Annotated in this window: 17 protein-coding genes; 4 read left to right on the top strand and 13 right to left on the bottom strand. The window is 35.6% G+C overall.

Annotated features, from left to right (window positions below):
* Positions 1–6: 6 nt before the first annotated feature.
* The 6 genes from MHB42_RS20190 to MHB42_RS20215 form a co-directional block, all read right to left on the bottom strand.
* Positions 7–1,614 carry a sensor histidine kinase gene (locus tag MHB42_RS20190; protein ID WP_340808429.1) on the bottom strand — a complete coding sequence of 536 codons (1,608 nt, stop codon included), beginning with the start codon at positions 1,612–1,614 and terminating at the stop codon, positions 7–9.
* Positions 1,615–1,897: 283 nt separating this feature from the next.
* Positions 1,898–3,310 (bottom strand): alanine/glycine:cation symporter family protein, encoded by a 1,413-nt coding sequence (locus tag MHB42_RS20195; protein ID WP_340808430.1) that lies wholly within the window; start codon positions 3,308–3,310, stop codon positions 1,898–1,900.
* A gap of 404 nt (positions 3,311–3,714) precedes the next feature.
* Positions 3,715–4,731, bottom strand: coding sequence for a GNAT family N-acetyltransferase (locus tag MHB42_RS20200; RefSeq protein WP_340808431.1), 1,017 nt, complete (start codon positions 4,729–4,731; stop codon positions 3,715–3,717).
* Positions 4,732–4,809: 78 nt separating this feature from the next.
* Positions 4,810–6,051: a vWA domain-containing protein gene (locus MHB42_RS20205; protein ID WP_340808432.1), complete on the bottom strand. Its 1,242-nt coding sequence runs from the start codon at positions 6,049–6,051 to the stop codon at positions 4,810–4,812.
* 122 nt (positions 6,052–6,173) lie between these two features.
* Positions 6,174–6,959: a nucleotidyltransferase domain-containing protein gene (locus MHB42_RS20210; RefSeq protein ID WP_340808433.1), complete on the bottom strand. Its 786-nt coding sequence runs from the start codon at positions 6,957–6,959 to the stop codon at positions 6,174–6,176.
* 205 nt (positions 6,960–7,164) lie between these two features.
* Complete coding sequence (locus tag MHB42_RS20215; RefSeq protein ID WP_340808434.1) at positions 7,165–7,371, bottom strand: TetR/AcrR family transcriptional regulator C-terminal domain-containing protein; 207 nt, start codon at positions 7,369–7,371, stop codon at positions 7,165–7,167.
* A gap of 952 nt (positions 7,372–8,323) precedes the next feature.
* Between MHB42_RS20215 and MHB42_RS20220 the strand changes: the two genes are divergently transcribed.
* The 3 genes from MHB42_RS20220 (at position 8,324) to istB (ending at position 12,416) form a co-directional block, all read left to right on the top strand.
* The gene (locus tag MHB42_RS20220) at positions 8,324–9,703 is read left to right on the top strand and encodes a hypothetical protein (RefSeq protein ID WP_340808435.1); all 1,380 of its coding nucleotides are present in this window, start codon (positions 8,324–8,326) and stop codon (positions 9,701–9,703) included.
* Between the two features lie 567 nt (positions 9,704–10,270).
* On the top strand, positions 10,271–11,701 hold the full coding sequence (istA, locus tag MHB42_RS20225) for an IS21 family transposase (protein WP_258860958.1): 1,431 nt from the start codon (positions 10,271–10,273) through the stop codon (positions 11,699–11,701).
* Positions 11,694–12,416: an IS21-like element helper ATPase IstB gene (istB, locus tag MHB42_RS20230; RefSeq protein WP_258860959.1), complete on the top strand. Its 723-nt coding sequence runs from the start codon at positions 11,694–11,696 to the stop codon at positions 12,414–12,416. Before istA ends, istB begins: the two co-directional genes overlap by 8 nt.
* Here istB and MHB42_RS20235 read toward each other — a convergent pair.
* Positions 12,390–12,923: a hypothetical protein gene (locus tag MHB42_RS20235; protein ID WP_340808436.1), complete on the bottom strand. Its 534-nt coding sequence runs from the start codon at positions 12,921–12,923 to the stop codon at positions 12,390–12,392. The two genes, istB and MHB42_RS20235, sit on opposite strands and share 27 nt — an antisense overlap.
* Positions 12,924–13,230: 307 nt before the next feature.
* Between MHB42_RS20235 and MHB42_RS20240 the strand changes: the two genes are divergently transcribed.
* Positions 13,231–13,710, top strand: a complete 480-nt coding sequence (locus MHB42_RS20240; protein WP_340808437.1) for a hypothetical protein — start codon at positions 13,231–13,233, stop codon at positions 13,708–13,710.
* 40 nt (positions 13,711–13,750) lie between these two features.
* On the opposite strand, the gene MHB42_RS20245 is transcribed toward MHB42_RS20240, so the two are convergent.
* The 6 genes from MHB42_RS20245 to MHB42_RS20270 all read right to left on the bottom strand — a co-directional run bounded on the left by MHB42_RS20245 (position 13,751) and on the right by MHB42_RS20270 (position 22,376).
* Complete coding sequence (locus tag MHB42_RS20245; RefSeq protein ID WP_340808438.1) at positions 13,751–14,665, bottom strand: hypothetical protein; 915 nt, start codon at positions 14,663–14,665, stop codon at positions 13,751–13,753.
* Positions 14,666–14,759: 94 nt separating this feature from the next.
* The gene (locus MHB42_RS20250; protein WP_340808439.1) at positions 14,760–15,482 is read right to left on the bottom strand and encodes a M48 family metallopeptidase; all 723 of its coding nucleotides are present in this window, start codon (positions 15,480–15,482) and stop codon (positions 14,760–14,762) included.
* 13 nt (positions 15,483–15,495) lie between these two features.
* Complete coding sequence (locus MHB42_RS20255) at positions 15,496–18,597, bottom strand: type I restriction endonuclease subunit R (RefSeq protein ID WP_340808440.1); 3,102 nt, start codon at positions 18,595–18,597, stop codon at positions 15,496–15,498.
* Between the two features lie 43 nt (positions 18,598–18,640).
* Positions 18,641–19,837 (bottom strand): restriction endonuclease subunit S, encoded by a 1,197-nt coding sequence (locus MHB42_RS20260; protein ID WP_340808441.1) that lies wholly within the window; start codon positions 19,835–19,837, stop codon positions 18,641–18,643.
* Positions 19,838–19,871: 34 nt separating this feature from the next.
* The gene (dinD, locus tag MHB42_RS20265) at positions 19,872–20,711 is read right to left on the bottom strand and encodes a DNA damage-inducible protein D (protein WP_340808442.1); all 840 of its coding nucleotides are present in this window, start codon (positions 20,709–20,711) and stop codon (positions 19,872–19,874) included.
* Between the two features lie 135 nt (positions 20,712–20,846).
* A complete protein-coding gene (locus MHB42_RS20270) occupies positions 20,847–22,376 on the bottom strand; it encodes a type I restriction-modification system subunit M (protein WP_340808443.1) in 1,530 nt (509 codons plus the stop codon).
* Positions 22,377–22,385 lie beyond the last annotated feature (9 nt).

A 22,385-nucleotide genomic window follows, 5' to 3' on the forward strand; every position in this document is an offset into this window, starting at 1 on the left:
CCCCCCTTATTGAATCAAAATTTCCTGTGGAATAACAATTGTAAATCGTGCTCCCCCAAGCTCACTTTTATCAATATAAATTTGTCCATTTAAGACTTCAAGTGCATTTTTTACAATAGCTAATCCTAAGCCATGATTTTCACCTTGTTTAGATGTAAACCCTGTTTGAAAAATATGTTCCTCTAATTCAGTAGGAACTCCAGGGCCGTTATCTTCAATATCAAAAATAATATCCTTTCCTAAATCCGTAAACGCTACCTTTACTTGAGCATGCTGACCACTATAAGCTCTTGCCGCTTCCACCGCATTCTCTATCACATTCCCAATAAGCGGTACAAAATGATTTGATTTCTCCTCATCAAAAACAGCATCCAAGCGACTGTCCTCATCAATGACTAGCTGTACATATAATTCCTTAGCACGATTGACCTTTCCCAATAAGCAAGCGGCAATTAATGGATCTTTCACAGATGTTATTAAAAATGAAATAATATCTTGCCGTTCACTGACTTCGTTCGACACAATTTTTAATGCACGGTCATACTCTTTCAACATTAATAAGCCATAAATTGTATTCATCTTATTTAAAAATTCATGATTTTGTGCACGCATATTTTCAGTAAAATCGTTAATCTTTGAAAATTCATTTGTAAGCTGTTTAATTTCCGATAACGGACGAACTGTCAGGACAATCCCTTTCACACGCTTCTTGGATGAAATAGGCGCTGCATCTAATACATAAAGGTTTCTATCAATTAATAGCTTTTGATTTGTATGGGGGTGATTTGATGCAATAACTTGATCAATATAATAATTTAAGCGCTCATCTGTAATAATCGAATTCATCATTAATGATTCATCAGCAAATAATTCCCTAGCTCGCTTATTCATTGATGTAATTTTCTTAGCGATATTCACAGTAATTGTGGCATCTGCAATTGATTCAAGCGTTGCCTCTTTTTCCTTAAACATAAAAGCAATTTCCTCAGGCTCTAAACCAAATGTGAGCTTTTTTAAGCGTCGAGCAATTAGGATCGCACCACTGCACCCCACCATCAATGGAATACTAGCGAGCTGAATTAATTTATGTTGATAATTATCTATATCTTTCTCTACATTATTAATTAAAAAACCAACAGAAGATACACCTATTACATCCCCCTGCTTATTAAAAATAGGAGCTTTTGCTTTAATAGCAGGTCCTGATATGCCCTCCCCACTATAAATAATTGGCTTCCCTTGCTCAAAAACAGGTGCATTACTTGTAGCTGTTGGCTTACCGATATTATCTTTATTATAATGCGAATAGCGAATATTTTGGCGGTTCGCTATCGTTACATAATCGGCATCTGTTGTACGTTGAATCTGCTCTGAAATCTGTTGAATAACTATTGAAGGGTTATCATCATCAAAGGCTTCAATAATTTCCTCATTTTGTGCAGCAAGCTCGGCTACCGTTAATGCCTTCTCCCCCACGTACTGTTTCACAACGTTATCTACCATAAAAGAAAAAAGCACGCTTACTAATATGGTACTAATAAGAATCACTACAATAATCAGCAAAGTCATTTGTGTTAACAAATTTAATTTCCCATACTTTTTCCAGACAGCCATCTTCCTCACATCCTTCTCCAATATCAAGCAGCTATATTGTCACTAGACTATTATTTTTTATGATAAATCAATTACACCTCAGCATAATTGTACCTGTCGCTAGCGCTTTCGATACAGAAAAATTCGCTGAACGAAGATAACAATTATTATAACAGCTAAGGCAATTTCATGAGTCTGTTTGATAAAGGAAGCCCCTAAAACACTGACCCCATTGCGAAAAGGAGCGCCCTTAGAAACTAAAGGCACTCCTTTTTATCTATATAACTTAATGCTTTTCTTCTATTCATTCATCTTCATTCCAACATTCAACGTCCCCAATATTCGGTATGTTTTTCTTATAAAATACTGGATCTTTACCTTGCTTACGTTGAGTTACATAATCGTGAATAACTGGCTTGGCAATTTTCCAAAGCTGCAAAATCGCGATTAAATTTATGATTGCCATAATACCCATAAATAAATCCGCTAAATCCCATACAACCTGGACCTTTGCAACGGAACCAAACATAACAAAAAGAACGACAAATATACGAAATACAAATAGGCTATTTTTTGACTCTTTCATAAATCCAATATTTGATTCACCATAGTAGTAGTTACCAATAACTGTACTAAAGGCAAACATGAATACAATAACTGCTAATAGACTTCCTGCCCAATCACCTAAGTTACTGACTAACGAAGCTTGCGTTAAATTTACCGAAGTAGCATCAGATTGGACATATGCATCACCAAGCAACACGATGGCAGCCGTTGCTGTACAAACTAATAATGTATCAATAAACACACCTAACGCTTGAATTAAACCTTGCTTTACAGGATGTGAAACAGATGCTGTTGCTGCTGCATTCGGTGCAGAGCCCATCCCTGCTTCATTGGAAAACAAGCCACGTTTAACGCCGTTCATGATTGCTGCCCCTAACATTCCTGCAAAGGCTTCTTCCAATCCAAAGGCAGACTTAATAATTAACATAAAGATGCTTGGAAGCTCCGAAATATTTAGGATGACAATAATAAGCGCGATGATAATATATAAAATTGCCATAGCAGGAACAATGACTTGTGTAAAGTTAACAATTCGCTTTAATCCGCCAAAGACGATGATGCCCGTTAAAGCTGCCATTATTAAACCTATAATAATACGATTAGCGCCGAAGCTTTCTTCAAAGGCAATTGAAATCGTGTTTGCTTGTACTGCATTGAAAATAAAGCCATAAGTAATAGTAATAACAATGGCAAAAAGAATACCCATCCATCTTTTATTTAAACCTTTTTCCATATAATAAGCTGGACCACCACGGAACAATCCCGTGTTTTTGTCTTTCACTTTATACACTTGTGCTAGCGTACTTTCAATCAATGCAGAAGCACTACCAATTAGAGCAATCATCCACATCCAAAATATAGCGCCTGGACCACCAAGGGCAATTGCTGTTGCAACACCAGCAATATTACCAGTTCCTATTCGAGAGGCAGCAGATATTGTAAAAGCCTGAAAAGAGGATATACCCTTTTTACCTGACTTATCTTTTGGTGCTGCTTCTGTAATAAGTTTAAACATTTCTGGTATCAATCTAAATTGAATAAATTTCGTTTTTAGAGTAAAAAATAGACCTACTCCAACTAATAAGATAATTAATACATACGAATATAAAAGTGTATTAATCTCACCAAGTATATGACCAAACCAATCCATAGTTTCACTTCCTTTATTTCAAAGTATCTCCTAAAATAAAAAAATAAAGTCGCTCTGTAAACACTACTATGTGCTATACAATGACTCCACCTTTAAAAATAAGATATCTCTGATTTTTACCACTTTTTTCAATAAATACAACTACGCATAAATTAAAGTATTTTACTATTTCAACCATGCTGATTATAACATGCTAATTATTCTATTAGCATGTTTGTTAAAATTCTGACTTTTATTTCTATTAGAGTAGCTAGGAGGGATTTTCTTTTTATTGTTTAACCCCACTTCAAAACATCGGATAAAACCAACATGTTGAAGTGGGGATGAGGAACCTCCCACTGATTGAAGGTTCATTTTATCATTCTCGCCATTTTCTATATTCATTTCGTTAAACTTTTAACTATCTATCCCAAAATGCTTTTTATACTCGGATTATCAAAATTGGCCCATGTAATATTACTATCAATATATCGAACCATTCTGTATGCGACTGGCTTAAACCCACACTTAGGCCAGAATGTTGAAGAAGCAAGATTTGTGATGCGCCAATCTGTTATCATGCTATCGTATCCCTTTTCTTGCATCATTCTATACCCTTCATTCATAAGCTTTTTACCAACGCCTTTCCCCATTTGAGAATAGTGAGTACCTGCAACGCTTAACTCTATCGCATTATCAGGTGTCATAAAATTGGCGGAAACAGGGCAATATTCCTGGAATCCTAATCCCCTCTTATCTTTTATTGCAATAATACATGTTTCATCACTTTCCTCTATTACATTGCTATATGCAGCTTTTATATTTGATACCATTTCAGGTAACGCAGGCTCAAATGTAGGGGCAGCAGTATGATATGATTGAATGATGCTAGACATTTCTCCTATCATTTCGCTATCCATTTTATTAGCTCTTCTAACCTCTGCATCAGATACATTGTTAAAAGGCTGATAATCCTTCATGTCCATTATCGCGTGTACTTGCTGAATAAAAAAGCTTAAGCATTGATAGGCATCATAGTACACTTGATTACCAAGAGGTACAACTGTGTAATGCATAAAGCAGCCTTGCTCAAGCCATAGCTTTGAAGCTTTGGCATATAAATTTCTTATAAGCTCAGAGGATTGATCCATTCGAATGGCTGTTCCCTCGTAGGGCACCCATATATGCCTGCCTCTGAGGGTGTCAATCTTGACCTCTCCGATTATATAACCTACTAGTTCATTATTTGTAAAAGCTCCTATTCCACTGACTTTATGATTAACAAACAATTTTTCAAGTATATCCGTTGCATATTTAACATCTAGACAACTATTTTTTAGAAATGGAAACACCTCTCCCTCAAACGTTTGCCTATGTATTAATAAATCAGCCATTGCGGGTATATCCTCAGGACAAATTGATTTGAAGCCATATATATTCATTGTTATTCCCCCTTTTCAGCAATAAAACCTTTATAAAATCGTCCTCAAAAAATTATTAGGAATTATAAAACCACCATCTCAATGCAAAATCCCCTTTGCTCTTGCCTCTTTCAGCCATTGAGGGAATTCCGTTAGCAGTCGATTATATAACTCCTCATCTGATATTTTATCGAAATCATCTAAAGCGAAAAAATCAGCATTATCAATAAATCTTCCTGGTAAATCATCTAATTTTTGTAGAACACCATAATTTGCATTTCCCAGACCAATAAATTGCCAAAATATATTTTGTTTAGATGCATCAGTTAAAATTTTAGCAATCTCCTTATCTTTATAAATTCCACCATCACTGAAAAAGATAATATATGCTGGTATATCCTTTCTAGGCTCTTTTTTTACATAGTGATGGATAATATCCTTCATGACAGGTGGCTCATTATTTCCTACACCTAGACCACCAAACATTTTAGGTATAGGATATGTTTGTTGAATATAATCCTCAAAATCTCTTTCTGTTACACTTCTTGCCTTCATAAATTTAGAACCAAAGAACCAAACATCTAATTCGCCATTATCATCCATACAGGCAGCAACAGCTAATACTCGTTCAAAGGCACGTTGAATGGTGCCTTTTTGATATAGTTGTGTCATAGAGCCTGATGCATCAAAAACAACTGCTACACGCGACTTTTCAAATGCAATATTTTTCTTTTCCAATGAAATTGAAACTTTCTTTTTCAGTAAATCAATTTTTGTTAAATTAACTTCTTGAATAGGCTCTTCAAGGGAAGCGGACGGGGTTTCAGGCTCTTCAACCTCTACCCCATACGATTCAGCTAAAGGCTTTAGCCCACCATTAAACCCTCTGCCAATCGCTCGGAACTTAAATTTCGCTTGGTGTCGATATACTTCTGCTAAAACCAATGCCCTTTCTTCAGTAGCATCATCAATTTGATAACAAACCTCTCCCTGTGCACTTTTTACAGTAATCCTTAACCCTTGAACAGTATTAAATGTAGCATTTCCTTCTAATGTTGCTGTAAAAAAGCAATGCTGAATAGTTGGTGAAAGCTGCTCTAGCTGAATCGTAAAAACTACCTTATTCATTTCATTCATTGTTAACCAAACACTTCGCTCTGGCTCTGTTTCTTGATTATAAAATACCATATAATCATCTGATGGAACCTTACCATTAGCGCCTACTAAAAAAGTGCTTACATCTAATACAGATGTAGAATTCCATTGCACTTCCACTATAATCATGCCGCTCTCTGCAAGAACCGTATTGCCACCCTTTTGTAGGGACATACTATTAGCCATATCAAAACCCCTTTATATACTGATATTTAAGAAAATTATAACATTTGCTATAGCAAAAAATAGCCATCTATCAAAGTTTTAGATAGATGACTACTTATTACATTTTGAGAAATACCTTAACATTAACCCCAAACTTCCTTCAATGTACTTCTAAATAATTGATCTAATATTGCTGTAGGGTTCTTTTTTTCAGTTTTCAGTGAGTGAATATATGTGTAAATTTGCTCCATTTCTAATTCTAAAAAGTCATTAACTATTTGAATACGTGGTTCAATATCTAGTTCATCACCTTGTAGCTTGCGCTTTAATAGTTGGTCGATTTCTACGTTTAATTCATCTGTTAAAGCTGCTTCTTTTATTAATGTATGAAAGCTAATCGGTGGAACTGCATTATACTGTCTTATCCATTTGCAAGCTAATATTGGGCGTAGTACATAAAAATACTTTTTGATTTTTACTTCTGATCCTTGTAGATATTCACGATAATTATTTTTTGCCATATTTAAATAATGATGAAGCATTGCATTTGGAGAAAATACCTCCGTTTCTAGCGCACGAAGATTGTCAATAAATGCGTATTTTTCATAATAAATAATGTCGCTTCTTAGCCATTCTAAAAGCGGCGGATTATTTTTTCTAAAAAGACGTAATGCCTTTGTAATCTCCCAACCACTTATATCTAATAAATCATTGATTGGCTCCTCAATAACATCTCGCTTGCTGCCAATTCCTTGAGGATCAATTGCAAGATACCATTCTGGCTGATGAATATAAATAAAACGAACATCATAATCACTATCCTTGGAAGGAAAGCCCCATGCTCGACTACCTGATTCAACAGCATACAAAATTTTTACTTTATATTTTTCTTCTATTTCTAGCAGCCTCTTTTGAATTATAGCTTTCATTTTACATTTCCCCCCTATACCTTACTTTTAAATCCTGCTATTAATATCTCTAATCCAAATTGAAACTCTTTATCCATATCCATGCTAGAAACATCAAATGGGAAACCTTTTATAGGAGCTGATGTACTTTCTTTAACCCTATACTCTTCAATAACAAATGAAGTTACATAGTTATTTAATATCCATGATGCCGAAAAGATACCCTCTATTTCATGCCTAATTGTTCAAATAAGTCATATATTTTTTGGATAAGCTTTAAACGGAATGGCGTTATGGGTGGTGTTTCAATAAGTACATAAGCCGAATCTCGTACTTGAAGTAATATTTTTCTATATTGACTCGTCAGCTCTATCATTTGCGTTTCCCATGAATCCTGATCATTTGGATAAATAACCTTTTTTACATACTTCATCTGCTATCAATTCAAGCAATTCCTGTTTATTTTTTATATGCCAATATAAGGAGGCGCCTTTTATATTTAATCTATCAGCTACATTTCAAATGGATAGTTTTTTAATACCCTTTTCCTGAAGAAGCTCCATAGCACAACGAATAATAGACGCTTTATCTATTTTCAATTGTTCATTACCATTCTTATTCTCCAAAGACCCCCCTTTATTTGACAAATATATCATTTTTATATTAATCTAACAACGCCGTAATCTAACACCGTTAGTTTCATAAAAGAAAGATGAGATAGATGTCTTTATCTATTGGTATTGTTGTAAGTATTACAATTATTTGTATTACTTCATTTATAGCAACCGCCACTGTTAAAGGAATGTCTTATATATGAATTGCATAGCATGTAATTTTTTAATATAACCTAGGAGAAATATTTTATTAAAATTTCAAGCATTTCTTTAATTTTACGGGGTTTACAAGCCATTTTCAGTATACCTCACTACACGCCCATATAAATTGAGTTGGCTGGGTAACATCTGCTCTATTTGGCATTGTTTACACGATTTATAGATCACCTAAATATGGAAAGGTAATAAAAATACATTTCTGGCTGCATATAATTGGTGTACCACTATTAGTATTAGGCATGGAGGCAATTGGCGGCCTATTATCTGGATTAGGAGGAGCATCCGTTATTGCTGGAGCTATGTTATTTTTCTTTTACTGCTTTAAAGCATGTAAAGCAGGCGAGGAATAAAGAAAAATTTTTAATACTTTTCAATAATAAAGGCAGGAGCATTATTTTTAACAGCTCCTGCCTTTTTATATTAGCTGTTCGCTGTCAGGTAAATTATGTTTCAACAACCTACCATGTTCACAATTTAGACATATATTATATATAGACATAATATAAATACATTGATATTATATAGACATAAATAATTGATTGGAGGAATTTAATGATGAGCCGAATTAAAAGAAACATGCATCAGAGCTTTGAAGATTATCAAAGATTTATTGTAAATCACCCAATCTATAGTGGAATCCCATATAATTTGGATAAAAATGGACATCCAGTTTGGCTAGCGCCAGCTAAAAGTGATATTGGTTCAGGAAGAATTGCCTGGTTAGATGCTAAGCGTTCGGAATTGAACATTGCACCAGAGGATGGATGGAGAGCAAAGACAGCACTAGCTATACATCCAATGAAAGAAAAACCATGTCAAGTTTGCGGAACAGTATTGTCATTAGAGTATGTGTATCCAAATAACGGGTTTATCAAAAAAATGGAGAAAAAAGGTTACGAAATGAACTACCTTGAGGACATCCGAGTTAGGATGAAGGTAGAAAAGGAAAATGCCAATATTGAATTTTTTGAAGCCTTATCAAAAGTGCTAGGCAACCAACTGAATATAAATGATGATTTACCAACTCTCATTAATACTGTAATGGCTATCGGCTCATCAAAAAAATTCCTTGGTCCTGGGGCAATGTCTAATTTCCCAGATCGTCTTGATGGCTTCCACTCATACAATCGTTGTTGTCGTGGAACTCAAGATAAAGGTCGCGCTAAATCTAATTTAAATAGATATGGACAGGACCGCCGTGCCTATGAAAACTGGTCTGATGGAAATTGGAAGGCTGCCGACCGATTAATGCGTGAATTCAACAAGCATCATGTAAGTGCTGACCATATTGGACCTATATCTTTAGGCTTTAGACATGATCCTCACTTCCAGCCTATGACCGTTTCTGAACAAGCTACAAAGAATAATCGTATGACTTATGCAGATGTACAAAAATTAATGGAGTATGAGAAAAAACATGGTCCTGTTATTAGCTGGCATTCTAAATATGCTTGGAACCAGCTAAAAAACACAATCACAAACGATGAAGATGCAAAAGAAGCTAGTATGCTATTACGTAAGAATATGCATTTTATCTTAACAATACTAGCAAATATTTATGAAAGCTGTGAGAGTGGAGCAGAGTTTTTGTACAATAAAATTTTAGTAAATCAAATTATGTATGCATATGCAGATTACGAATTTGAAGGTTTTGATCCTGAAACTGGAGAATACAAAAAAATGAATATTATTCAAAAAGGACGAAAGGAATACGACAATAATGCTAAACGCTATGTCCGTAAAGCCTTTGAAGCACTAGAAAACTACTCATCCAAAGAAAATCGCTGGTATCACAATTTCCTACCTCATTATAAAAATGAACTCTTATCAATCCATGCCCTTATCGAAGCTCATGAATTTGAACAAGCATTTACTGAATTACAAACTCTCTTCGAAACCCACGCAAAATATTTTTGTAACTTAACAAAATAACAGACAGGAGCCCAACTAATCTGTCTATTATCAAAGCTATTTAGTGGATAAAAAAAACGAACTACTACGAAGCGCTATCTAAAGCTCAACGTACTAGTTCGTTTTTGTTAATGAATATTTTTTTGCCTTATTTTAATGGGATCAACTATTTGTAGTTCTTATCTTTTTTAGTTAAATATAAAACTTACTTATTTATGGTGTGGTTCACCGTAAAAATTTAAAAGGCAAAAAACAGCTTCAGGAATGCGCTTCCTGGAGCTGTTTTGTTCATTTTCCGATAAATTCGACCGTCAATAAATATTATTTTATCAAAGTTTTATCGACGTTCACACCATGTTGAACATAAACACTAAATTTATAGGGTCAATTACGTTTTATGAAAACTCCATATTTACCCTAACAAACTTATTTGTACGCTACTTGTGTATTGCATAATAAAAGTGCAGACTAGTGCAGCGAATTTGTACAGAGTCTAGCACTTTTTTAGTGCAAAAAAATAGACTTGCCAGCCACCCCAAGTCACTCTACTGTTAAAGTGTCGAATTTTACCAGTGGAGGTTTGAAAGGATGCTAGCAATGTCTGAAGTTAATTGTATCAAAACATTACGAAATGAAAAAGGATTATCGATTACTGAAATCGCCAATACAATGCAAGTCAATTGGCGTACTGCCAAGAAATACGGTGATGGGGATCAGTTGCCGCAGGAGAAAACTCACCTGAAAAAAGGCATGATGTACGACGAAAAATGGGGAGAAATCGTAGTTGATTGGTTAGAAGAGGATTTAAAACTAAAGAAAAAATTACGCCGTACAAACAAGAAAATGCTTGAGGATCTAGTAAAGATGGGATTCAAAGGTTCTTACAGAACGCTTTGTAATTTTATTCAAGAATGGAAAGCAACAGAAGAAGAGGAAGCAGATAAAGGGCATGAACGTTTAAATCATCCAGGAGGAGAAGCACAGGTAGACTTCGGTGTAATGGAGGCTGTTCAAGATGGGGAAATTATTGATGTTCACGCATTAGTCATGTCATTCCCTGCAAGTAATACAGCATTTGCGGTGCCGATGCCTGGTGAAAACTTAGAATGTTTTTTAGGTGGACTTCAAATGTTGTTTAAACAGGCTGGTGGTATTCCTTTGAGCATTCGAATTGATAACCTAACACCTGCGGTGAAAAAAGTAAGAAAAGGAGATTCAGAGGCCCAATTAACCGAAGCCTTCCGACATTTCCAACAATATTACGGCTTTAAAGTGCAAGTGTGTAACCCACGCAAAGGAAATGAAAAAGGTCATGTAGAAAGAAAGGTTGGCTATGTACGCTATAATTTCTTTAGCTTGCCACCTGTCATTAAAGACCTTGAGGATTTAGGAAATCAATTAGAACAGCAGTTAGCAAATGATCGTCAACGAATTCATTATAAAAAGGAAGTACTGATTGATGAGCTATGGCAGCTTGAACAAAAGCAATTGATCAAATTACCTGAAGAACCATATCCGATATTTAAGCAGTTTCTGATAAAGTTTAATAAGTATAATGAATTCAAGCTTGATGGACATTTGATTCATGTACCAAGAGCAAGGAACTACGTCCAACTTTCTTGTGTGACATATTGGGATTCGTATAAAGTCATCACAAATGACGGTGAAATTCTATTATCTGATGCCCGTCCTTATATGAGAAAACGCCGTTTTATTCCTTGGAAGGAGATTTTAAAAGATTGGTTGAAAAAACCACGTGTTGTAGGGCATTCTCGTTATTCAAACTATTTACCAGCGCGTATTAAAGAGTATTTAACAGTGCCTTCGCTTGCCTTAAGAAAACAACGGATTAATGAATTACTGACGCTTTTACTCACACATGATATGAATGACATTGATCAAAACTTTTATAGTTATATTGGACGTGAGGTAGAAGAGACAGAACACCCTTACGGTGTGAATTGGACAGAATATGATGCCTTATCGCCAAAAGGAACGGAGGCGTTGAATCATGAATGAAGCGATTTTAACGCTCTGTAAGCAATTGAGATTGGCTTATGTGGCAGAAGCTATTAAAGTGGTACCTTTTACCGATCCAGAAGAATATATTTATCAAATTTTATTAAAAGAGCAGCTTGGCAGAGAACAAGCAAAAATAGCGCGTAATTTGAAGCAGGCACGTTTTATCGATACGAAGACGCTTGAAAGTTACCAGTGGCATAAAGATATTTGTTTACCTAGCCATTTAACAAAAGATGAATTAGAGCGACTAGATTTCATTCGAAGAAAAGAGAATATCATTTTAGTTGGAGCACCTGGAACAGGTAAAACTCATTTAGCTTCTGCACTTGGACGAAAAGCTTGTGAACAAGGATTTGAAGTGCGTTTTTATCGCGTTTCACATTTGGTTGAAGAATTAGAGCAAGCACTCCTTGTAGGGAAATTAAAGCAATTTAGAAGTAAATTAGAGAAAGTTGATTTAATGATTTTAGATGAAATGGGTTATTTGCCTTTTGGTAAAGAAGGAGCAGAATTACTGTTTCAAATTATTTCAGAGTTCTATGAACAAAAGAGCTTGATTATCACATCAAATTTAGAATTTAGTCAGTGGAACCGCATTTTCTCGGATTCACGTTTAACGGCAGCTCTGGTGGATCGTTTGATTCACCACGCCCATATTATTTCATACACGGGTCAGAGCTTCCGTTTAACCAATGCGTTGTCGAGAAAATAGAGAAAATATTGGGTGGCAATGCTCTGTATTTTTCGTTGCAATTCTCTGCACTTTTCTCTTGCAAAATACACTACTCGTACCACCAGCATAGCGTGCTCTATTATGTTCATCTTCTGAAGAGCAAAAGATTATCGTTATACTGCATTTTTTAGGAAATACACATTCTCTCATAATATTAACAAATTCCTTGTAAATCATATTCTTCAGATTATAATCATGTACTTGAAAATCGAGTGTTACACTTTCTCCAACAATTAAAAAATCATTATCAGACGCAAAGAATTTAGGGTTGGATAATTGATGAAGATTATTGCTATCATAATACTTCCCTCTTAAATTATTATTATTACTGATGTCACGATCATGTCTGTCTATTCTTTTGCATTGATCAATACCATAAAAATCGCTAACAAATTTTTCAACAAACTCTATGCTATGATCCATAATAAACATAAAGAATACTCTTTTCTCCGCTTTATAAATTTGTAAATCATATTTAATTAACACAAAATCTCTCCTTGTTTTTAGACAAAAAAATCCGCGCTGTTGACTACACATTTTGTACGCAATCCCGCTTTCCATAGCGCTTTTAAGTTAAGTGCATTTTTACTGTTGGCAAAACAAAAAGCGCCATTGTTTATAGGCTACGCAAAAAAATGTTTTTTTTTTGCAAGACTATACAATAGCGCTTGAATTTATAGTATGTTATTAAGCATTTCTATCATACTTATTTGATTAAGTTTTTTCAAGTATCTTCGAATATTTAGAAGACAATTGTCTATAATATAGCATCAAAATTTAAAGGAGATGCTTTATGAATAAAGAAAAATTTCTTGCTCTTGATTGCACGCAGAGAGTTGAATACGTGAATGATTTATTAAAAAATAATCATGATTTACAACAAATTGCTGATTCTATCGGAATCAATTATTCTACGTTCACTAAATTAATGACTCAAGGAGATTATATTTTTGTAAAACGGGATGGCCAGTATTTTCGCTTTATCAGAAACGGTGACACCATTTCGTCTATTAACAATTCTGCCGACGATCTTACAGCGTATCTCAATGAGAATATGGACGTCCTTAAACAAATTATCGAGAAGCACAAAAACAGCGCTGATTTCACAATCGATAAGAAAATATTCGCCTCTAAACTTTCAACTAAGACGTTTCGTATGCCTGAGGAGTTGTATCAGGAATTTATAGAAGTATGCGATGAAAGGCTCCCTCACCTCAAAATCCAGCACATAATCGCCCAATTATTATTCAATTTCATTGAGAAATATAAGTAAACTCCGTTGTTCCTTTTAGGAATTACGGAGTTACTTTTTACTAAGCCAAAATTCTACTGATTTTACCTTTCCAATCATCTCTATGAATTAAACGCCATTCATGCAAATTGTTTTTCACTATAAATGCTTTACTCATTTGTGAGATAGTTTTCCAATCTCCCTTAATTATATAAGTTGCGTTCCCAAGAGTTGCATTTTCAAAGACAAATATCCCTTTCTTTTTAAATCCAAATATATAATAACCCGCAAGTCCATTCGCGCCCACAGCCTCAAAGTCGGGCTTATAACTTGCGATGGTATCCAACCTATCCCATATAACGGGTTGCTTACCTTTTTTACAGTTTTCAACATATTGTCTTAGACATTCTCGACGTTCACCCCAAGCTGTACCGTCGCTATCCAATATAATCCAATTTAATTTTCCAACCTTTTTAGGCTTACGATAAGTTTCTAAATTCTCATGGTAAATTTCACAACAACCTACTAATTCTAATAAAATGTTTACTCCAAGAATAGCATCGTCTAAATTCTCTTCTTTTGAAAATGTTTGAGCTATCATCAAAAATAAACCTTTACCGTTGCTTTCAATAGCTAACTCTAAACTTGGACCTGGAATTAATTCTTTTTGGTAAACTTCACGGCGCACATCTACATAATCTGTTACTTCTTCTGTTTGATTACGACCTCTGAATTCTCTTCGTGTTGAATACATTGAAAAATATATAGGTACTTTAGGAAGGTCTTTGCGCGCGAATTCTTTACCTTCAATATTAAACTTTGTAAATCTCCCCTTTTTAGGCGGTAGCATTACTTGCCCTTCTTCAATTTTCTCAAATCCAATTTTTTTAATTTTTTCCATATTATCTTCTTCAATTTGGATTCCTAATCGGAACTCCGTAATGCTTTCATCTAAAAACTTATTTAATGATCTAATGTATTTTTTTCCTTGTATCATTTGCAACATCTCCTCTTATAATAAAAAAAGACAGCTCTAATAAACTTAGAAACTGTCTTTTGTACTTATTCTGGATGTCTGTTCATGATGTTTGTTAAAGTTCGCGCACAATTTCTTCATCCAATATCTTTTTGCGCTTTTCCCAGTCTGGCATTAGCGCAAATAGCATATTGTAAAAGTTTTCACTATGGTTGTTGTATTTAAAATGTATTAGTTCATGCAGTATAACATAATCAATGCAGTATTTTGGCGCTTTAATCAGTTCGGTATTAATTAGAATCGTATTGTTGTCGATTTGGGCGGAACCCCAGCGCGCTTTCATGACGCGGATTTCAAGGTGAGGTTTTCCAACACCGTACTTCCCCATTAATGCCGACATCTTATTTAGCGATTCTTCAAATACTTTATATGCCTTTTCCTTGTACCATGCATCTACAAGTTTTGCCTTTTTAGAACGGTTCGATGGATTTTGTACGTGCACATATATAAAACCTCTGAAATATTTGACGCCTTCTTCTGCTGATTGCTCGACGCGTAAACGGTATTGTTTGCCTAAATACTTGAACGACTCACCACTAACATACTCGCGTTCACTTTGCTTCAGCGGACGCACTTCTTCAAACTGCTTTACGTTCTTTAAAATCCACGAGCCTTTGCTTTTCACAAAGTCATATATAAAATTTAATGGTACTTTGTCATTTGCCGACACTTCGATACGCATGTCAGGTTTAATGTTTAAATTGACGTTTTTAACGTCCTTTCGTTCGATCCAAAAATCAATGGGCTGAGTGCCAAAATGAATTTGGTGCTTTTCCATATTGCTCACTACCTTAATAACGCTTGATGGCTACTGTTTTTACTTGTTCAATCACTTTATCGATTGTGTCGAAATCTAATGTTACATTATTTTCATTTGAGAAATCAAACAATAAATCATCAATGTCCTGTGCAATACGATTATGAATTTGTGGGTTGTTATGCCAGTCTACCTTTTGATGTCGTTTAATAATCACATCCATTTTTAACGCTAAATTCGCAAAGTCTTCTTCGCCATAAGATACTTGTTCATCTTTCATCGTTAAAAGGTCCTTTGTCACGCCATAAAACGCTTGTGCATGACCGTTTTCTTTAATGATTGCTGGATAATCCTCTTTCGGCTCGCCTTGACGGAATTCATTTAACAATTCATTCATTGAGTTTAAATAGTCCGCCTCTGAAATGCGCTTCTCTTTATACTGATCGATCACCTCTTGAATGCGCTCAGAGAATTTCTTATAGTAAGCAGGATTTTCATCCCATTTAGTGCTAACACTTTTCGTTAAGCGAGTACGAATGGCGTCCGCCTTTGCGCGCTTTGAGCCAAGACGGTCCAGCTCTTCCTGGAATCCTTTTTCATTCAAAATGTCGACGGGATTTGTAATACGAATAATATCCTCAGCTGAAATATATTGATCCATTAGCTTTTGCATTTTCGCTTCGTATTCTTTATGGTCAATCGAATCTGAATAGCGTAACTTCACTGCCTTGCGTAGCTCTTGGAAGAACTTCAAATCTTTCTTATACTTAGAAAGCTCCTCTTCCTGCAAGGCGTTATATATACGCTCCGACTCTAAAGCAATAGCCAGATTACGAGCGAATTTACTCAAGATATTATAAAAATCGTTGCGTAGTTCTTCATCTTCTAACAAGACTTCATACTCTTCAACATCAGACTTATTACGAACAGATGCAAAAATGTCCCACAATTGCGAGTGATATTGACGAAGGTCACCAATAATTGTGATGACGTCATAAATCGCACCTTGAATGTCCTCTGGATCGAAGTTTTCAAGTCCGCCACCTGAATACATTTGTAATGCTTCATCTAACTTTTCAAGCAAACCACGGTAATCAATAATTAAACCGTAATCCTTCCCCTCATACAGTCGGTTAACACGCGCAATCGCTTGTAGTAATGTATGCTCCTTCATCGGCTTGTCGATATAAAGAATCGATGCACGTGGCGCGTCAAAGCCCGTTAACAGCTTATCTACGACGATTAATAAATCAATGTCATCACCGTTTATAAATTCGTCTTTAATGGCATCCTCGTAAGCATCAGCAGTTCCATAGCGGTCCATCATCTTCTTCCAAAAACGCTGTATTAAATCTTGTGAATCTTCATCAATGTCGTCATGCCCCTCACGCTGGTCTGGAGGTGAAATAACAACCGCGCAATTTAAGTCGCCAAATTCCTCAAAGAAATTTAAATAGCGAATTGCCTCCATTTTGCTATTTGTCGCAAGCATCGCCTTAAACTGTGAGCCTTGCGTTTTATAATTACGATTAAAGTGCTCGTTAATATCGAAAGCAATCATACTAATACGTTGATCTGACGAGGCAATACGCTCAAAGTGCGCCCACTTTTTCATTACCGCTTCTTTTTGCGTATCAGTTAAATGACGTGTAATCATATTTAGACGGTTATCGATTGCTGTTTTGTTAACCGTTTGATCTACCATTTTTCCTTCATATAATAAAGGTACAATCGCTTTATCATTCACCGCGTCTGCAATTGTATATTTATGAATAAGCTTACCGAATTTAATCATTGTGCTCTTTTCTTTTTTCATTAACGGCGTACCTGTAAAGCCAAGATATGATGCGTTCGGGAATACTTTTTTCATTTTATTGTGAAGCTCGCCGTATTGTGTGCGGTGCGATTCATCTACAAGAACGAAAATATCGCGTGACTCATTTACTTGTTGCTTCGCCTGCGCTGTGTCAAACTTATGCACTAAAGTTGTGACGATGTCAGTATTACCGTCATTTAACAATGCAATTAAATGATTGCCTGAATTCGCACGGCTTGCTTTTAAACGCGTATGATTAAACGTCTTATGAATTTGCTTATCTAATTCGACGCGGTCCGTTACGACAACCACTTTTGGGTTCACGTCTGATAGCTCAGTTAAAATGTAACGAGCAAGCATCACCATTGTTAAAGATTTCCCTGATCCCTGCGTGTGCCATATAACACCTGATTGTCGGTTGCCGTTTTCGTCACGCTGTTCGATTGTTTGTAAAATTTGTTTAATCGCAAAGTATTGTTGGTATCGAGTTACTTTCTTAACATCTTTGTCATATAAAGTGAAAAAAGCAGTGAGCTCAAGTAAACGCGCAGGATGGAACAAAGAAATAATGTTTTTATCTTGCGTCGTTGGTAAGCGATCTGTTACCGCGTTTTGTAGCAATTGTTCTAACCACTGTTGCTCTTCCTCTTTCCAAACGGACCAGAATTTTTTCGGTGTACCACACGTTGCGTACTGCGTTTCATTTTTGTTTGTCGCCATGACAATTTGAACAAACTTAAACAACTGTGGGATATATTCTTTCTTTTGGTTACGAATCATTTGGCTGATGCCTTGATTCATAGAGATGGATGCTTTTTTACACTCAATAACTGCCAAAGGAATACCATTTATAAAAAGGACAATGTCAGGACGCACAAGCTTGCCATCCGCGCGCTCAACAGAAAACTCTTCAACGACATGAAAAACATTGTTTTCGATATTATCCCAGTCAATAAATTGTAGTGTAAAAGATTGCTTTGAGCCGTCTGGAAGGAACTCCGTATAGCTTCTTCCTAACATAAATGTTTCATAAATCGCTTCATTCGCCTTTACAAGCCCATTCGTTAACGGCTCGTCTAAATCGCGAATTGCTTGCTGAATATTATTTTCGCTGAAGGCGTAATACTCATTTTTGTATTCATAGCGGTTTATTTTTCGTAGCTGATCTTCCAGCACGTCGCGAAGTAATACGTTATAAAGATTCCCGCGCATTTGCTCCGCTTGCTCAGTTGGAATTTGAGTATATCCAAGACGTTGCAACACTTCGAGCGCTGGCTGTTGGCTAATATTAATTTCATCATAAAGTTGCTCAGTGGACACATCGCCACCTCCAATCTATAAATGAAGGAAAGGAGTAAAGGCGTTACACCTTCACTCGGATTTTTCCTGTAAGGAGTTGTTGCATGAGAGCTTTTTTTTGATTTATTAAGGCACTCAATTCCTTTTCACTAAGTTCTATTCCTTTTTCGATAGTTTTAAATAATTCGGCAATACATTTTTGCTCGTTCACTGAAGGGACATTTAATATTAATTCTTCGAGTTTAGAAAAATAAATATAAGTTCTTGATCCACCTTGCTTTTGATTTTTCGCAAACTTCCTAAATTCGTTTCCTTCATTTAATTTTAATAATAGAAATTCACTATTTAAGTTTTTAGTTGTAAAAACTGGATATAAGGTACTTACTATACCTCTTTCCACTATAGTATTTATATTAAATTTAAACATTAAATCATCACTCATATGTCTATAGGTGAAATAACCATACGGTACTACATTGTAACCTGTGTTATCGTCACTTGCGACTTCATTACCTAAATAATATTCTTTTTGTAAAAATATCCCCTTTCTTGAGGAAGTAAGAACTGGGTATTGATTATTATATTGCGACTTTTCATTATGCTTTATTAAATAGTCCCCTAATCTAATCTTTGTCCACTCTTCTTGAAAACCTGGCAACCTTACTTTCCCCGTTAATAATTTCTGAAATAATCCCCTCCTCTGTACTTTCTTCTTAGCAATAAGTTTCTCTAAATGTTCAATTGCTTTGTCCCATGTACTTAAAATATCGACTATTTTTCGCTGTTCATTTAAGGGCGGTAAATCAATATACATTTCCTTCATTATCTGTGTAGTAAGATTATTAAACACACCACCCATTGTTGCAGAGGATTGCATTTTCTCATGCAATTGCTCAAATAAATAATAAAGATACTCAGGTACTAAATCCTTGAAATTATCAAATCCAAAAAAACCATCGTGGATACATGCAGGAACCGCCAATATTCCAGGGATTGCCACTCTTGTTCCAGAACAACTAAGAATTACAGAGTCCTTTTCTAAGTACCTGCTCTTTTTGGCACCTTCCTCTGTTAAACTATCTACACGAGGTGTAACATACTTACCGTCACGTGTAACATCTTCAATTAATACCCTTGGAATAGACCCACCATAGTAACGTGGATCACCTTTAGGTCTGGGACTTGCTCCACGAAATACTCTGACAACCTCTTGAAGTTGAACAATTTTCCATTCTTTTATTTCAATATCGGGCGCTTGCATCCTTTACACCTCAATCTTTTTTATTTTAACAACTCTATTTTTCCTTGTTTAATAATTTCTTTTGTTCAATTCTCTCAATTTGCTTAATGCTTTTCTCAGGTGTCGGTAAATCTTCAGGCATTGTTCCCCCAAGGTCTTCAATAGTTTGTCTAACTTTTTTACCGACCTCATAATGCGTACGGTTGGCATTATCTTTACCTTGTATATTTTCTCTTCTAAGTTTTTCATCTGTTTGTGTTGCGCGGAACAAGTTGGCCGCCAGCTCGGTACTTCCCATATGATCTAAAATTTTATGACTTTTTTTCAGACCTTTACGTGCATGTATTCCTTTAGCATCTAAACCACCATACAAACCTTTATAACCGTGATTCTGGAAAATTGCATAATCTAAATTCGTTTCTACACCTGCAAGCATGGCCGCCTCTTGTAATGATTTATTGTGCTCTTTTAACTCATTTCGAATTGCTAATCGTTTTTTGTCTTCATCTAACGTTTCAAATTGATCTTGAAGTTCCTGTTTTCTTGTTTGTACCGCAAAATATGTTTGTCCTAATGCAACAACTTCTTTTTTTGGATCAGCGTTTTGGACAACTAAATAGCAAGCATATCGCGAAAGTTCATAATCTTCGACTTCTCTAATAGCACCTGATCCGAGCTCAACCATTTTTCCCACTTGGGAAAAATGGTCTTCAACTTCATAACCGCTATTTATACAGGCTGTTTTTGCCTTATCAATAACATTCAAAAACTTATCAAAACGTTTATAGTCTAATATCTGAGCTAAATCTCTTGCATACCAAAAATCTTCTCCGTATTCATTGACATTTCGATGTTGTTCAAAAGTTTGTTCACTATATTTTTCAATTTCACTCATATTGCATCCTCCCTTTCTTTCAACTTGTAAGAGTTACTTACAGGTTCAACTCATTTTGTTCATCTCTTCAGGAACTATTCGGAAAAACCGAATAGTTCCTTGTAAAATATCAGTTATCAAGAATTACTTGACAACTTAAAATCCTAATTCTTTCAAATACTTCTCCATCTCAGCTTCCACAACAGCTAACTCTTTCTTAATATCAGCGATGTTTTGCTTCACTACTTCCATGTCAACTGGAGCTTCTTCCTCAAATGTATCAACATAACGAGGAATATTTAAGTTGTAGTCATTGTCTTGGATTTCTTTTTTAGTCGCTTTATATGAATACTTATCAATCGTTTCACGGTTCTCATATGTCGCTACGATTTTTTGTAAGTCCTCTTCACGTAGCTTGTTTTGATTTTTACCTTTTTCGTAGTTACCTTCACCTGATGCATCAATAAATAGTACATCTTCATGTTTGCGATTTTTCTTGAATACAAGAATACACGCTGGAATGCTTGTACCGTAAAATAGTCCTTCTGGTAAACCAATTACCGCGTCCAGTAAATTCATTTCGATGATTTCTTTACGAATTTTCCCTTCGCTCGCACCACGGAATAAAACGCCGTGTGGTAAGATTGTCGCCATCGTGCCATTTTCGGCTAATGAATAAAGCATGTGTTGTATAAATGCATAGTCACCTTTAGACGTTGGTGGTACGCCCCATTCAAAACGGCGGTGTTGATCTAAACTTGCTTCCATCTTAAACTTCTTATCATCGTTACCGTCACCTGCGAAGCCCATCGCCCATTTGTCTAATGAAAATGGCGGATTCGCAACAATCTTTTGAAACTTCATTAATTTACCGTCTTCTAAATGAAGTGGATTTGATAACGTGTCGCCCCATTCAATATTGGCGTCGTCAATACCATGCAAGTACATATTCATTAATGCCAGCGAGTGAGTTGCGCCGTTACGCTCTTGTCCGTAAATTGCTACTTTGTTATTTGGTACTTGTTTCGCAACGCGGATTAGTAATGAGCCTGATCCACAAGTTGGGTCATAAATTCGGTCGTTCTCTTGTGGTTTAACTATACGTGCTAATAATTCTGATGCCATTGTTGGCGTGTAGAACTCTCCGCCCTTTTTCCCTGCGTCAGATGCGAACTGCTCAATCATATATTGATAGGCATTGCCGATAACATCTTCATCACCAATAACAGATGGCTTTAAATTCAGCTTATTAATGTCTTCTAACAATGTGCGTAGCATCGCATTACGTTCTTTCGGTTTCCCTAAAACCGCTTCGTTATTAAAGTCAATGTTACGGAAGACGCCACGAAGTTTACCTGTATTTTCGTCCTCAATGCGCGCTAATAATTTGTTAATAATGTCGCCTACTTCAGCGTCAGTACGTTTGCTATAAAGATAGTCGAATGTTGATTTTTCATCTAATACAAAGCGTTCACGTGTCAGTGCGCGTTGAATGCGTTGCTCGTCACCGTTATAGCGTTCCGTATATTCCTGTAAATGCTCTTTGTATGAATCACTTAAATATTTAATGAACATCATCGTTAAAATATAGTCCTTATAAATACTTGAGTCGATTTTTCCGCGGAACGTGTCCGCGGCCTGCCATAGTATACCGTTAATTTGATCTTGCGAAACTTTTTCTGCCATGTGAAATCC

The sequence above is a fragment of the Lysinibacillus sp. FSL K6-0232 genome, assembly GCF_038008325.1.
Classification (GTDB): domain Bacteria; phylum Bacillota; class Bacilli; order Bacillales_A; family Planococcaceae; genus Lysinibacillus.

What these genes read in the sequence shown, in the direction of transcription:
- MHB42_RS20190 (WP_340808429.1), bottom strand. Translation starts at nt 1,614, where the DNA reads ATGGCTGTCTGGAAAAAGTATGGGAAATTAAATTTGTTAACACAAATG.
- MHB42_RS20195 (WP_340808430.1), bottom strand. Translation starts at nt 3,310, where the DNA reads ATGGATTGGTTTGGTCATATACTTGGTGAGATTAATACACTTTTATAT.
- MHB42_RS20200 (WP_340808431.1), bottom strand. Translation starts at nt 4,731, where the DNA reads ATGAATATATATGGCTTCAAATCAATTTGTCCTGAGGATATACCCGCA.
- MHB42_RS20205 (WP_340808432.1), bottom strand. Translation starts at nt 6,051, where the DNA reads ATGGCTAATAGTATGTCCCTACAAAAGGGTGGCAATACGGTTCTTGCA.
- MHB42_RS20210 (WP_340808433.1), bottom strand. Translation starts at nt 6,959, where the DNA reads ATGAAAGCTATAATTCAAAAGAGGCTGCTAGAAATAGAAGAAAAATAT.
- MHB42_RS20215 (WP_340808434.1), bottom strand. Translation starts at nt 7,371, where the DNA reads ATGAAGTATGTAAAAAAGGTTATTTATCCAAATGATCAGGATTCATGG.
- MHB42_RS20220 (WP_340808435.1), top strand. Translation starts at nt 8,324, where the DNA reads ATGATGAGCCGAATTAAAAGAAACATGCATCAGAGCTTTGAAGATTAT.
- istA (WP_258860958.1), top strand. Translation starts at nt 10,271, where the DNA reads ATGCTAGCAATGTCTGAAGTTAATTGTATCAAAACATTACGAAATGAA.
- istB (WP_258860959.1), top strand. Translation starts at nt 11,694, where the DNA reads ATGAATGAAGCGATTTTAACGCTCTGTAAGCAATTGAGATTGGCTTAT.
- MHB42_RS20240 (WP_340808437.1), top strand. Translation starts at nt 13,231, where the DNA reads ATGAATAAAGAAAAATTTCTTGCTCTTGATTGCACGCAGAGAGTTGAA.
- MHB42_RS20245 (WP_340808438.1), bottom strand. Translation starts at nt 14,665, where the DNA reads ATGATACAAGGAAAAAAATACATTAGATCATTAAATAAGTTTTTAGAT.
- MHB42_RS20250 (WP_340808439.1), bottom strand. Translation starts at nt 15,482, where the DNA reads ATGGAAAAGCACCAAATTCATTTTGGCACTCAGCCCATTGATTTTTGG.
- MHB42_RS20260 (WP_340808441.1), bottom strand. Translation starts at nt 19,837, where the DNA reads ATGCAAGCGCCCGATATTGAAATAAAAGAATGGAAAATTGTTCAACTT.
- dinD (WP_340808442.1), bottom strand. Translation starts at nt 20,711, where the DNA reads ATGAGTGAAATTGAAAAATATAGTGAACAAACTTTTGAACAACATCGA.
- MHB42_RS20270 (WP_340808443.1), bottom strand. Translation starts at nt 22,376, where the DNA reads ATGGCAGAAAAAGTTTCGCAAGATCAAATTAACGGTATACTATGGCAG.